Annotated in this window: 10 protein-coding genes; all 10 read right to left on the reverse strand. The window is 67.3% G+C overall.

Features of this window, described 5'->3' with window-relative positions; genetic code table 11:
• Window positions 1-49: 49 nt before the first annotated feature.
• On the reverse strand, window positions 50-1,321 hold the full coding sequence (locus LRX77_RS00845; protein ID WP_231830927.1) for an alpha-hydroxy acid oxidase: 1,272 nt from the start codon (window positions 1,319-1,321) through the stop codon (window positions 50-52).
• A 34-nt stretch (window positions 1,322-1,355) separates the two neighbouring features.
• Entirely contained in the window at window positions 1,356-2,285 is a 930-nt protein-coding gene (locus LRX77_RS00850; protein WP_231830928.1) for an NAD(P)-dependent oxidoreductase, read from the reverse strand.
• 42 nt (window positions 2,286-2,327) lie between these two features.
• Window positions 2,328-4,274, reverse strand: coding sequence for a DNA primase (gene dnaG / locus LRX77_RS00855; protein ID WP_231830929.1), 1,947 nt, complete (start codon window positions 4,272-4,274; stop codon window positions 2,328-2,330).
• An 81-nt stretch (window positions 4,275-4,355) separates the two neighbouring features.
• On the reverse strand, window positions 4,356-5,681 hold the full coding sequence (locus tag LRX77_RS00860; protein ID WP_231830931.1) for a deoxyguanosinetriphosphate triphosphohydrolase: 1,326 nt from the start codon (window positions 5,679-5,681) through the stop codon (window positions 4,356-4,358).
• 4 nt (window positions 5,682-5,685) lie between these two features.
• Entirely contained in the window at window positions 5,686-6,879 is a 1,194-nt protein-coding gene (gene dusB, locus LRX77_RS00865) for a tRNA dihydrouridine synthase DusB (protein ID WP_231830932.1), read from the reverse strand.
• A gap of 3 nt (window positions 6,880-6,882) precedes the next feature.
• Entirely contained in the window at window positions 6,883-8,085 is a 1,203-nt protein-coding gene (locus LRX77_RS10455) for a CPBP family intramembrane glutamic endopeptidase (protein WP_231830933.1), read from the reverse strand.
• A complete protein-coding gene (locus LRX77_RS00875) occupies window positions 8,082-9,467 on the reverse strand; it encodes a glycine--tRNA ligase (RefSeq protein WP_231830934.1) in 1,386 nt (461 codons plus the stop codon). Before LRX77_RS00875 ends, LRX77_RS10455 begins: the two co-directional genes overlap by 4 nt.
• 105 nt (window positions 9,468-9,572) lie before the next feature.
• Complete coding sequence (locus LRX77_RS00880; RefSeq protein WP_231830935.1) at window positions 9,573-10,418, reverse strand: isoprenyl transferase; 846 nt, start codon at window positions 10,416-10,418, stop codon at window positions 9,573-9,575.
• A 12-nt stretch (window positions 10,419-10,430) separates the two neighbouring features.
• The gene (recO, locus tag LRX77_RS00885; protein WP_231830936.1) at window positions 10,431-11,171 is read right to left on the reverse strand and encodes a DNA repair protein RecO; all 741 of its coding nucleotides are present in this window, start codon (window positions 11,169-11,171) and stop codon (window positions 10,431-10,433) included.
• A 6-nt stretch (window positions 11,172-11,177) separates the two neighbouring features.
• Window positions 11,178-12,956, reverse strand: coding sequence for a 2-isopropylmalate synthase (leuA, locus tag LRX77_RS00890; RefSeq protein WP_231830937.1), 1,779 nt, complete (start codon window positions 12,954-12,956; stop codon window positions 11,178-11,180).
• Window positions 12,957-13,013: the final 57 nt, after the last annotated feature.

A 13,013-nucleotide genomic window follows, 5' to 3' on the forward strand; every position in this document is an offset into this window, starting at 1 on the left:
CCCGGCTCGTCGACGGGCCTGCTGCACGCGTGGGGGATGATGGCGTGGTCTAGTGCGTCGCAGTCGCGCTGGCCGCACCGCGCGTGGGGCGCGGCACCGGGGTGAGGCGCTGGAGCAGCTCGACATGTTCTGGGGTGAGATCGGCTGTGCTGTTCACACCCAGCAGCTGCAGAGTGCGGGTGTACTCGCCGCGCAGCAGTTCGAGCACTTTGGCGACGCCCTCTCTGCCCGCAGCCATCAGCCCGTAGAGGTAGGCGCGCCCGATCATCGCCATGTCGGCACCGTTGGCCACGGCGGCGACGATGTCAGCCCCGTTCATGATGCCTGTGTCGATGAGGATGGAATAGTCGTCGCCGAGCTCGGCGCGCACTTCGGGAAGCAGATGCAGCGGCACCGGCGCACGGTCGAGCTGCCGGCCGCCGTGATTCGACAGCCAGACGCCGTCGGCGCCGTGGTCGCGCACGCGCTTTGCATCGTCGACGTTCTGAATGCCCTTGACGACGAGCTTGCCCTTCCACTGCTCACGAAGCCAGTCGACGTCGTCGAACGAGACGGTGGGGTCGAACATCTGGTTTGCCAGCTCGCCGACCGTGCCCTGCCACGAGTCCAGTGCTGCGAATCTCAGCGGCTCGGTCGTCAAGAAGTTGAACCACCACCAAGGGCGCACCGCCCCGTTCAGGAACGTCTTGCCGGTGAGCCTCGGTGGGATGGTCATGCCATTGCGCACGTCTCGAAGACGGGCGCCGGCCACTGCGGTGTCGACGGTCACGATCAGCGTGTCGATGCCCGCCTTCTGCGCGCGCTCGATCAGGTTCAGCGACCGGTCGCGCTCTCTCCAGAGGTAGAGCTGGAACCAGTTGCGCCCGCCTGGTGTGCTCTGGGCGAGGGTCTCGATCGATGTGGTGCCCATGCACGACAGGCTGAAGGGGACTCCCGCGTCGCGCGCCGCCTCACCTGCGGCGACCTCGCCCTCATGATTCATCATGCGCACGAAGCCGGTCGGACAGATGCCGAGCGGCATTGCCGCCGTGCTCCCGAGCACCTCGGTGCTGGTGTCGATCTCGGCGATGTCGCGCAGCACCGAGGGGTGGAAGACGATGTCTCGATAGGCCTGCCGCGCGCGCCGCAGGCTGATCTCGCTCTCAGCCGCGCCGTCGGTGTAGTCGAAGGCCACCTTCGGTGTGCGACGCTTTGCGATCTGTCGGATGTCCCAGAGATCTGCCGCCTTGTCGAGCCGGCGCTTCTTGCCGTTCGGCTCGAACGGCTTCAGCCGCAGAAACTGGCTGAACTCTCTGGGGTCTGGAAATCGGCGCTTCGTCATTGTGTGTCTGCTCTCTTGTCTTCTGTCTCGCGACTCAGTAGCCGGCCTGCTTGTCGACCACGCCGGCGAACTCGACGGTGCTGCCGCCGTCGGTCTCGCCGAGGAATGCGCGCACGTTGTGACTGATCCGGGCTGACAGCGGCTTCTGCGCCATCGCCCAGGTGTTCGCCGTGTGCGGCGTGATGATGACGTTGCCCGCCGACCACAGCGGGTGCCCGTCGGGCAGCGGCTCGGGATCGGTCACGTCGACGCCGGCGCCCGCGATCTCGCCCTGCGAGACGGCCTCGGCCAGAGCATCCGTGTCAATCTGCGGGCCCCGAGCGATGTTCACGACGACCGCGTCATTCGGCAGCGCCCTGAACTCCTCGGCCGCGAGCAGATGCTGTGTGCCCGCGGTGAGCGCAGCAGCCAGGATGACCACGTCGAACTCCCCCATCAGGCTGCGGAACGTCTGATCGTCCACGACTCGATCAGCACCTTCGACGGGCTGCTGACGACGGCGCACGACCGTGATCTTCGCGCGGAACGGCTGCAGCAGACGCACGATCTCGCGCCCGATGCCGCCGGCGCCGACGACTGCCACGCGAAGGTCGTAGAGCGAGCGCCCTGCCTGCCCGCTCCAGCTGGTGCGCCGTGCGTAGGGGCCGAGATCACGCAGGGCGGCGAGGGTGAGCGCCAGAGCGTGCTCGGCGACCGGCTCGTCATATGCGCCCTTCGCCGAGGTGAAGGTGATCGAGCTGTGCTTCGTGAAGACCTCGGTGAACGCATCGACGCCGGCGAAGGGCAGCTGCACCCAGCGCACCTGCGGGTTGCCGTCGAGCACCTCGCCCAGCTGTGCGGCGCCCTTCGGATCGAGCCAGACCACGCCCTCGGTCTCGGCGCTGAGCGGCTGCGCCTCGGCTCCGCCGGCTGCGACGGCCTTGACGAACGGACTCTGAGCCTCGGGAAGAACGGTGATCGTCATGGGACTCCTCTGTGTGATGGCTGAATCGTGCGGGCGACGTGCTCAGGCGATCGACTCCTGCAGGTCTCTGCGCTCATGCTCGAGGTCGACGAGCATGCGCTGCACGTTGCGCACCTGGTCTGGCGGGGCGACGGCCGCCCCACGCGAAAGTCTACCGAGCAGCTCGCGGATGCGCTGGTCGAGTCGATCGAGCAGGTACCGGGTCAGCACCTCGCGTGCGTACGCGGCCGCTTCGGCTCCGGTGCTCACCGGCAGCTGAACCATGGCCAGTTCGCCGACCAGTGACTGCAGCTCGGGCGCGACACGCTCGCCGACCGTCTCGACGCGGTTCTTCTGCTCGGCATAGTTCGGCACGGACAGCAGCACCTCGAGCAGCTGGCGAAGATGCGGCTCATTGACCGGGAGCTGCTCGACCCGGCCGCGCAGATCGGGCGGACACAGCTCGGGCACCTGCAGGAGCACCTCGGCGAGCTGCACCTCGCGTCTGGCGTGCTGGGAGCCCATCGGCAGATCGGCGCGGTGAATCGGCTGAACCGGGGCGGGCGCCGGCGCAGCATCCGGCGTCTGTTCGGGTTCGCGCGCGCGAATGAAGCCCGAGGCCCCGGGCGCCGGGCCTGCATCGGGCTCCGGGCGAGCGGCGGGCGCAGACGCGGGATGCCGCGAACGGTCGCGTTGGGAGGCTCGCACCATGCGCAGCGCCTCATCGGGATCAGCCCCGACCAGACCGGCGAGCACACGGGCATAGCCCGGCTGCAGCGCGCGATTGCGCAGACCCGCGACGATCGGGGCGGCCTGCTGCAGTGCCTGCACACGACCCTCGACGGTGTTCAGATCGAAGCGCTTGATCACCTGGCGCATGGCGAACTCGAAGAGCGGCGTCTTCGCGGTGATCATGCTTCGCACGGCCTGATCGCCCCGGGTCATGCGCAGGTCGGAGGGATCGAGCCCGTCGGGTGCGATGGCGACGTAGGTCTGCGCGACGAAGCGCTGCTCCTCGGCGAAGGCGCGCAGGGCGGCCTTCTGCCCTGCTTCGTCGGGATCAAAGGTGAAGATGACCTCGGCCGGCTTCGACGCGTCGTCGGCGAGCACACGACGGATGACCTCGATGTGTCCGGGGCCGAAGGCGGTGCCGCAGGTGGCGACGGCGGTGTCGACACCGGCCAGATGGCAGGCCATCACGTCGGTGTAGCCCTCGACCACCACCACCTGGCGCTTCTTCGCGATGGCTCGTTTGGCGAGGTCGAGCCCGTAGAGCACCTTGGCCTTGTGATAGACGTCGGTCTCTGGAGTGTTGAGATACTTCGGCCCCTGATCGTCGTCATAGAGTCTGCGCGCACCGAACCCGATCGTTCGCCCCGTGAGGTCGATGATCGGCCACATCAGCCGGCCGCGAAAACGGTCGTAGACGCCGCGCTGCCCCTGGGACACGAGGCCGGCGGCGATCAGCTCGTCGTTGGTGAATCCGCGCTGCTGCAGATGATCGCGCAGGCCGTTCCAGCCCTTGGGCGCATACCCCATGTGAAACTCGTGAGCTGCATGAGAGTCGAAGTCGCGGCGCAGCAGCTCGGCGCGAGCGACCTTCGCCTCGGGGCTGTTGAGCTGCTGGGCGAACCAGCTGCGTGCGGCTTCGTTGGCCTCGAGGAGACGCGCGCGACGACCGCGAGCCTGCAGGTCGGGGCCGCCGTCTTCGTAGTGCAGCTCGTAGCCCAAGCGATCGGCGAGCTGTTCGACCGCCTCGGTGAAGGTGACGTGGTCCATCTTCTGCAGAAAGGTGAAGACGTCGCCGCCTTCGCCGCAGCCGAAGCAGTGGTAGTAGCCGAGCTGGGGTCGAACGTGGAAGGAGGGCGAACGCTCGTCGTGGAACGGGCACAGCCCCTTCAACGACCCGATGCCGGCCGACTTGAGCGTCACATACTGGCCGATGACCTCTGAGATGTCGGTGCGCGAGCGAATCTCGTCGATGTCGCGTCGTGCAATCCGTCCAGCCATGCCCACCAGTCTAGATGCTCTTCACGGCTCGCCCGTCTGGCTCGGACCGCCTGCGCGTTCCGCGATGTCGATGGGCGGCGACTACCCGTCGGCGAATCGTGCATACCAGTGCTCTGCCGAGAGATCCGTGAGCATCGCCACCTGGTCGACGATCACACGCCGACGCCCGTCGTCATCGGGCGCCGCTCGCCACAGTTCGCGGAAGGCGGGCTCGAGGTGCGCGTCCCCCGTCTTCCACAGGCTGTCGAGCAGCGCCGCCAGCATCGACCGCTGACGCTCGTAATAGGGCTGCAGGCTGTCAGAGGCCATGATGAACATGCCGACGATGCCCTTCAGCAGGGTGATCTCGGCCGAGGTCTCGACCGGCAGCTCGACATCGGCCCGGTAGCGGATCAGACTGCCGACCGGATGCGCCGCACGGGTGGCCTCGGTCACCGACCTGCAGAAGCGGCCGATCAGCTCACTGGTCAGATCTTTGAGCTGGGCGAGATGTTCGCGGCTCTCGCTCCAGTTCCACAGCCAGAGCGGCAGCTGCTGCAGACGATGCAGCGCAGCGGCCAGCTCGTCTGCGGAGTGCCGGGTGCCCGTCCAGATCATCGCACCGCGCAGCACCTCGTCGAGATGCTCAGGATCGTTGATCACCTCAGGATCGACATAGCGCTCGACGATGCCGTCTTCGAAGTCGTGCACCGAATAGGCGATGTCGTCGCTGAGATCCATGACCTGAGCCTCGACGCAGCGCCGCCCGGCCGGGGCCCCGGCTCGCAGCCACTCGAACACCGGCAGGTCGTCGGCGTAGACGCCGTACTTCAACGGGCCGCCGGTCTCATCCGCGCGGCGCACGCCCTCTGCGACCCCCCATGGGTACTTGGCTGTGGCATCCAGCGTCGCACGAGTCAGGTTGAGCCCGTAGCTCACGCCGTCGACCATGCGCTTGGTCTCGAGACGGGTCAGCAGCCGCAGCGTCTGCGCATTGCCCTCGAAGCCGCCGAAGTGCACCGCCCACTCGGCCAGGGCCATCTCGCCGTTGTGTCCGAAGGGCGGATGGCCGAAGTCGTGGGCGAGGCATGCGCTGTCGACCAGATTCGGATTCAGCCCCAGCGACTTGCCGAGTTCGCGCCCGACCTGGGCGACCTCGAGCGAGTGCGTCAGCCGGTTGCGCACGAAGTCGAGCCCGGCGGTCGGCGAGAACACCCCGGTCTTGGCCGACAGCCGCCGCAGAGCCGACGAATGGATCATACGGCCGCGGTCGCGCTCGAAGTCGCCACGGCGATTCGTGTGCGTCTCTGGATACCAGCGCTCCCGGTCGGCTCTGGCGTACTTCGCCCGCTTCAGGCGACCGGATGACGTCACCGCTGTCGTCGCATCCTCTTGAGCCTCGTTCACATCGTTCTCACGAACGCTCATGCGATCAGCCGCCGCTCACGTCGAGCTCGGCCTCGAGCAGACACGACGACTGCTCTTCGTCGAGCAGGTTCGACTCGAGCCAGTGCTCGGGCAGGTGCGGGCGCTTGGGGCGACCGGCTCGGCCGCGCGGCCCCTCGGCGTCCCGGCCCGGATACTCCACGCTCGCATCGAGCTGGCCGACCAGGTCTTCGAGCTCGCCGAACGTCTCGACCAGGGCCATGCGCTGGCGCAGCTCGCCGCCCACCGGATACCCCTTGAAGTACCAGGCGACGTGCTTGCGGATGTCGCGACAGGCGTGCATCTCGTCGTCGAAGAAGTCGCCGAGCAGCCGGGCGTGTCGCAGCAGAGCCGCTCCGACCTCGCGCAGATTCGGCTGTGCCGGCTGATACTCGTAGCTCGGCCGCGTCGGGTCGTCGGCATATGCCGCGAACGCCCGCTCAAGATCTTGGAACAGCCAGGGCCGCCCGAGGCAGCCGCGACCGACCACCACGCCGTCGACGCCGGTCTCGCGCACCATGCGGATCGCATCCTCGGCCGACCAGATGTCGCCGTTGCCGAGCACCGTCACGTCGGGCAGCATCTCGCGCAGCCGCGCGATCGCAGACCAGTCGGCATGCCCCGAGTAGTGCTCGGCCGCCGTGCGCCCGTGCAGCGCGACCGCAGCGACTCCGGCGTCGCGGGCCGCTTTCGCAGCCCATTCGAAGGTCATGTGGTCGTCGTCGATGCCCTTGCGCATCTTCACCGTCACGGGCAGGTCGCCGGCGGTGCGCACCGCGGTCTGCACGATCGAGGCGAAGAGGTCGTGCTTCCAGGGCAGGGCCGCTCCCCCGCCTTTGCGGGTCACTTTGGGCACCGGGCAGCCGAAGTTCAGGTCGATGTGGTCGGCGAGATCTTCGGCCACGATCATGCGCACGGCTTCGCCCACGGTCTTCGGGTCGACGCCGTAGAGCTGCACCGAGCGCGGCGTCTCGTCGTCGTCGAAGGTGATCAGACGCATCGTCTCGGCGTTGCGTTCGACGAGGGCGCGCGTCGTGATCATCTCGCAGACGTAGATGCCGCCGCCGTAGTCGCGGGCCAGGTGCCTGAAGGCCCGGTTCGTGATGCCGGCCATCGGTGCGAGTTCGACTGGGGTGTCGACGTGCAGCCGGCCGATCTGCAGGCCGCCGGTGGCTGAGGGGGCCGAGAGATGATCTGTCATGTTCTACTTCTGCGTTCTCTGCATCGGGGGATGCGATTGGGAGTCGTCGGCAGACGGCTGAACGGTTCGGATCGGGACAGTGTCGCGGGTCGCTGCAGCCTCTGGAGCAGACGAGGCGGTGCCCGACAGCTCGAAGCCGTGCCACACGGGTACCGGCCTCGCCGGTGGATGATACGTGTTGTCGATGCGCCGGCGTCGTGCTGCGAAGAGCACCCAGCAGAGATACGAGCTGCAGAGAATCACCTCTTGGAGCAGCACGATCGGGCTGTCGACGCTGCCTTCGAGCGTGTCGTCACCGGTGATGCCGGTCGCCTGCACCAGAAAGAGCAGCGCGTTGTTGATCACGTGCAGTGCGACCGACGCTTCGAGCCCACCGGTGCGTATGGCCAGCCAGACCGTGGTGACGGCGAACACGACGATGCTGAGCTGCCCCCAGAAGCCGTATCCGTGACCCGCGGTGAACAGCACAATGCTGGGAATGGCCGCCAGCCAGGGCTGACGCAGCCAGCCGCCGACCGTCTGCAGGATGAGCCCGCGGAAGACGAGCTCTTCGGTGGCCGCCTGGAGCGGCACGAGCACGACGATCATGCAGAACAGCACGGCGTAGGCCGGCCAGCCGACCCAGCCGTGCGTGCTCGGCTGGGCGCTGGCAGTGCCGTCGCCCAGCCCGCCGGCAGAGCCGTCGGTCAGCGCTCCCGCAGTCAGCGACCCGATGATCGTGAACAGATTCATCAGCACCTGCGTGCCGACGAAGGTGACGACCGCAGGCATGGTGCACCAGAGCATCCACCGCCAGCGGATGCGCGAGGCGACCGACAGCATGTGCCGCCAGGGCCGCAGCCCGGTCGACAGACAGGCCAGCAGCACGGCCGGCGCCATCAGGATCACCGACACCAGCAGCAGCGACAGGGTCATCGGATCTGTGATGCGCGAGGTGTCGAGCGATTCGAGACCGGCGAGGCCGCCGCCGTTGACGAAGAGCGCGATGCCGTAGACCGCGAAGAGCAGCACAGACAGCACCATGTAGTAGACCATCGCGAGCACGATGGTCAGCAGCGGTCGCCACCAGCGGTAGTTCGGCAGGCTCAGCTGCAGACGGTGATACTGCAGCGGTTCGGGCTGCACCCACTCCCAGTGCCAGCCCTGTGGCTGGTGCTGCCAGCCGAGCGGCTGCGCCTGCCGGCCCTGAGGGCGGGGCACGGTCACGCGCCGATCAGCCGCTGTGCCAAGTACCCTTCGATCTGATCGAGCGAGATGCGCTCCTGCGTCATGGAGTCGCGTTCGCGCACCGTGACGGCGTGATCGTCGAGGGTGTCGAAATCGACGGTCACGGCATAGGGCGTGCCGATCTCGTCCTGGCGACGGTAACGACGACCGATCGCGCCGGAGTCGTCGAACTGCACGTTCCAGTGCTTGCGCAGCCGCTCGGCGAGACCGCGCGCCTCGGGCGAGAGCTTCTCGTTGCGCGACAGGGGCAGCACGGCGACCTTGACCGGCGCGAGGCGCGGATCGAGGTGCAGCACGGTGCGCTTGTCGGTGCCGCCCTTGGCGTTCGGCACCTCTTCTTCGTCGTAGCTGTCGACCAGGAACGCCATGAGCGAGCGGGTCAGGCCGAACGAGGGCTCGATGACGTACGGGATGTAGCGTTCGCCGGTCGCCTGGTCGAAGTAGCTGAGGTCGTTGCCCGAGGCCTCGGTGTGGTTCTTCAGGTCGAAGTCGGTGCGGTTGGCGATGCCCATGAGCTCGCCCCACTCGCCGCCCTCGAAGCCGAACTTGTACTCGACGTCGATCGTGCCGGTCGAGTAATGCGCGCGGTCGTCTTCGGGCACGTCGAAGCGGCGCAGGTTCGCCGGGTCGATGCCGAGGTCGACGAACCAGTTCCAGGCGTCTTCGACCCAGGCCTTGAACGCCTCGTCGGCGTCTTCGGGCTTGACGAAGTACTCGATCTCCATCTGTTCGAACTCGCGGGTGCGGAAGATGAAGTTGCCGGGCGTGATCTCGTTGCGGAAGGCCTTGCCGATCTGGCCGATGCCGAATGGCGGCTTCTTGCGCGCGGCGGTGACCACGTGAGCGAAGTTCACGAAGATGCCCTGAGCCGTCTCGGGGCGCAGGTAGTGCAGACCCTGTTCGTTGTCGACAGCGCCGAGGTAGGTCTTCATCAGGCCGGAGAACTGCTGCGGCTCGGTCCAGGCGCCGGGCTGGCCGGTCTCAGGATCGTTCACGTCGGCGAGTCCGTTGACCGGCGGGTGCCCGTGCTTGGCGGTGTAGGCCTCGATGAGGTGGTCGGCGCGGTAGCGCTTGTGGGTGTGCAGCGACTCGACGAGCGGGTCGGTGAAGGTCTCGACGTGCCCCGAGGCCTGCCAGACCTTGGTCGGCAGGATGATCGACGAGTCGAGGCCGACCATGTCGGCGCGGCCGCGCACGAAGTCATCCCACCAGCGGCGCTTGATGTTCTCTTTGAGCTCGACTCCGAGGGGGCCGTAGTCCCATGCGGAACGTGTGCCCCCATAGATGTCTCCCGAGGGAAAGACGAACCCGCGACGCTTCGCGAGTGAGATGACCGCATCGAGACGGGATGACTTGGACACACGCACTCCTGATTCATTGGCTGTCGCCGAGGTCGAGACGTGACTCGCACGTCGCCCGACCGCGGTCGAAAGGGCTTGAGCGCACGCAGGCGCACTGCATCCAGTCTAGACGCCCGGCTGGGAATCCGGGCGAGCCTCGACGCTGCGCGCCGGCGCGGCTTCGGCGGGATGATCGACCGCGCCCCCGAACCGGCGATCGCGATGCGCGTACTCGACCACGGCATCCCACAGATTCGCCCGTCGGAAGTCGGGCCAGAGCACATCCTGAAAGACGAACTCGGCATACGCCGACTGCCAGAGCAGAAAGTTCGAGGTGCGCTGCTCGCCCGACGGCCGCAGAAAGAGGTCGACGTCGGGAACCGGCCAGGTCGACAGGTGATGCTCGACGGTGCGTTCGGTGATGCCCCGCGGTCGCAGCCGACCTGCGGCCACCTCTTCGGCCATCGCGCGCATGGCATCCACCAATTCTGCCCGCCCGCCGTAGTTCACGCACATCGTGAGATCCATCACCGTGTTGTCACGGGTCAGCTCTTCGGCGATCTCGAGGTCTGCGATGACCGACCGCCAGAGCTTCGGGCGTCGGCCCGCCCAGCGCACGCGCACGCCCCAGGCGTGCAGCTGATCGCGCCGCCGATGCAGCACGTCGCGGTTGAAGCCCATCAGAAAGCGCACCTCGTCGGGCGAGCGCTTCCAGTTCTCGGTCGAGAAGGCGTAGACCGACAGATGTCTGATGCCCATCTGGATCGCGCCGGCGACCACGTCGAGCAATGCCTCTTCGCCGGCACGGTGCCCTGCGGTACGCGTCAGACCGCGCTGGTTGGCCCAGCGCCCGTTGCCGTCCATGACGATCGCGACGTGCGTCGGCAGAAACTTCGCGGGGATCTTCGGCGGCTGCCCGCCGGCATAGTCGAGCGGCAGCAGGGCGGGCTTCGAATCGGCTGAGGATGTCATGGCGATCTGATTCTACGTGCCCTGCCCGTCGAGGTGGCGCAGCGAGCGCACGCGACGTTCGAGATGGTACTGGGTGTATTTCGACGTGACGTCGTGGGCGCGCGAGCGTGCGAGTGAGTCGGCGTCGGAGTCGCCGTCGACGAGCTCCCAGACGCCCGAGAGGAGTCCCGCGAGCACCTCCAGGGTGCGCGGCTCGACCACGAGCGACCCGCTCGGTGCGCAGGCGTCGCAGACCATGCCGCCGGCGACAGCCGAGAACAGTCGGTGCGGGCCCGGTGCACCGCAGCGCGCGCAGTCTCCGAAGGACGGGGCCCAGCCCGAGAGCGACAGCGCGCGCAGCAGAAAGGCGTCGGCGGTCGAGATCGGATCGTGTTCGCCGCGCGCGAGCGAACGCAGCGCTGAGACGCTCAACCGGTAGAGGGCCGGGTTCGCCGTCTCGGCGCTGAGCCGCTCTGCGGCCTCGAGCATGACGGTGCCCGCAGTGTACTTCGCGTAGTCACCGGCGATCGCGGCGCCGAAGTTGACCAGGGTGACCGCCTGCGTGACGGTGTCGAGGGTGCGACCCTCGAAACACTGCAGGTCGACGATGCTGAAGGGCTCGAGACGTGCGCCGAACTTCGACGAGGTGCGGCGCACGCCCTTGGCGACGGCGCGCAGCCGCCCGTGGTGACGTGCCAGCATCGTGATGATGCGGTCGGCCTCGCCCAGGTCATGGGTGTGCAGCACGACCGCCTCATCACGATACAGCGGCACGCGGGGTCAGGCTCCGGCGGATGCAGTGGCCGGCTCGCGACCCGCGTCTGCCGTCTCAGCGCGGATCGCACGGTTCACTGCCGACACGACGGCCTTGAGCGCGGCGGTCGAGCTGTCGGCGTCGATGCCGACGCCCCACAGGCGAACGCCGTTCACACTGGCGTCGACGTAGGCCGCTGCCACCGCGTCACGGCCCGCCGTCAGGGCGTGTTCGACGTAGTCCTCGACCTGCACGTCGACGCCGGCGTCGCGCAGGCTGTTGACGAAGGCGTCGATCGGGCCGTTGCCGGTGGCGCTCACCTGCCTGCGCTCGTCACCGCGGCGGATGTTCGCCTCGATGTGCACCTGACCGGTCATCTCGGAAGTCGTGCTCAGAGCGAGCAGCTCGTAGCGGCCCCACCTGTTGCCCTGATCGTCGGCGGGCAGGTACTCGTCTGAGAAGATCGACCAGATCTGCGGGCTGCTCACCTCGCCGCCCTCGGCGTCGGTCTTGTGCTGGATGACCGACGAGAACTCCATCTGCAGGCGCTTCGGCAGATCGAGGTTGTGATCGGCCTTCAGCAGGTAGGCGACGCCGCCCTTGCCCGACTGCGAGTTGACACGGATGATCGCCTCGTAGTCACGACCGATGTCTTTCGGATCGATCGGCAGATACGGCACGGCCCAGGCGATCTCGTTGAAGTCTCTGCCAACGCGATCTGCGTCGGCCTGCATGCGTTCCATGCCCTTCTTGATCGCATCCTGATGCGACCCGCTGAAGGCGGTGAACACGAGATCGCCGCCATACGGCGTGCGCTCGTGCACCTCGAGCTGGTTGCAGAACTCGACGATGCGCCGCACGCGGGGAACATCGCTGAAGTCGAGCTCAGGATCGACGCCCTGGGTGAAGAGGTTCAGCGCCAGGGTGACCAGGTCGACGTTTCCGGTGCGCTCCCCGTTGCCGAACAGGCAGCCTTCGATACGGTCGGCACCGGCGAGGAAGCCCAGCTCGGCGGCGGCGACGCCGGTGCCGCGGTCGTTGTGCGGGTGCAGCGAGATCAGCACCGAGTCGCGGCGATCGATGTGACGGCCCATCCACTCGATCGAGTCGGCATAGACGTTCGGCGAGGTCATCTCGACGGTCGAGGGCAGGTTCAGGATCATCGGGCGCTCGGGCGTGGGGGCGATGATCTCGATGACGCGGTTGCTGATCTCGGCCGCGAAGTCGAGCTCGGTGCCGGTGTACGACTCGGGCGAGTACTCGTAGGTGATCTCGGTGTCGGGGATGTCGCCTTCGAGGCGCTTGCACAGCTGGGCCGCTGAGACGGCGATGTCGATGATGCCTGCGCGGTCTTTGTGGAACACGACGTCGCGCTGCAGCACCGAGGTCGAGTTGTAGAAGTGCACCACGGCACGCTTCGCACCGCGGAGGGCCTCATAGGTGCGGTGCACCAGGTGCTCGCGCGCCTGCGTCAGCACCTGGATGGTGACGTCGTCGGGAATCGCCCCGTCTTCGATCAGGGAGCGCACGAAGTCGAAGTCGGTCTGGCTTGCAGACGGGAATCCGACCTCGATCTCTTTGAAGCCCAGCTCGACCAACAGGTCGAAGAGCACGCGCTTGCGGTGGGGATCCATGGGATCGATCAGGGCCTGGTTGCCGTCGCGCAGATCGACTGCGCACCAGCGCGGCGCCTTCGTGAAGTGCTGATCGGGCCACGTGCGATCAGGCAGCTCGACCGAGAACTGCTGATGATAGGGAATGTACTTGTCGGTGTGCATGCCGCTGGGCTGCTGGCGGTTCTTCATGGTGCTTCTCTTCCTCGAGACTTGCGTGTCAAGACCACGACGAAACTCCGCGGCGAG

Origin of the sequence: Pseudoclavibacter sp. 13-3, from assembly GCF_021168475.1 — a bacterium.
GTDB lineage: Bacteria > Actinomycetota > Actinomycetes > Actinomycetales > Microbacteriaceae > Pseudoclavibacter_A.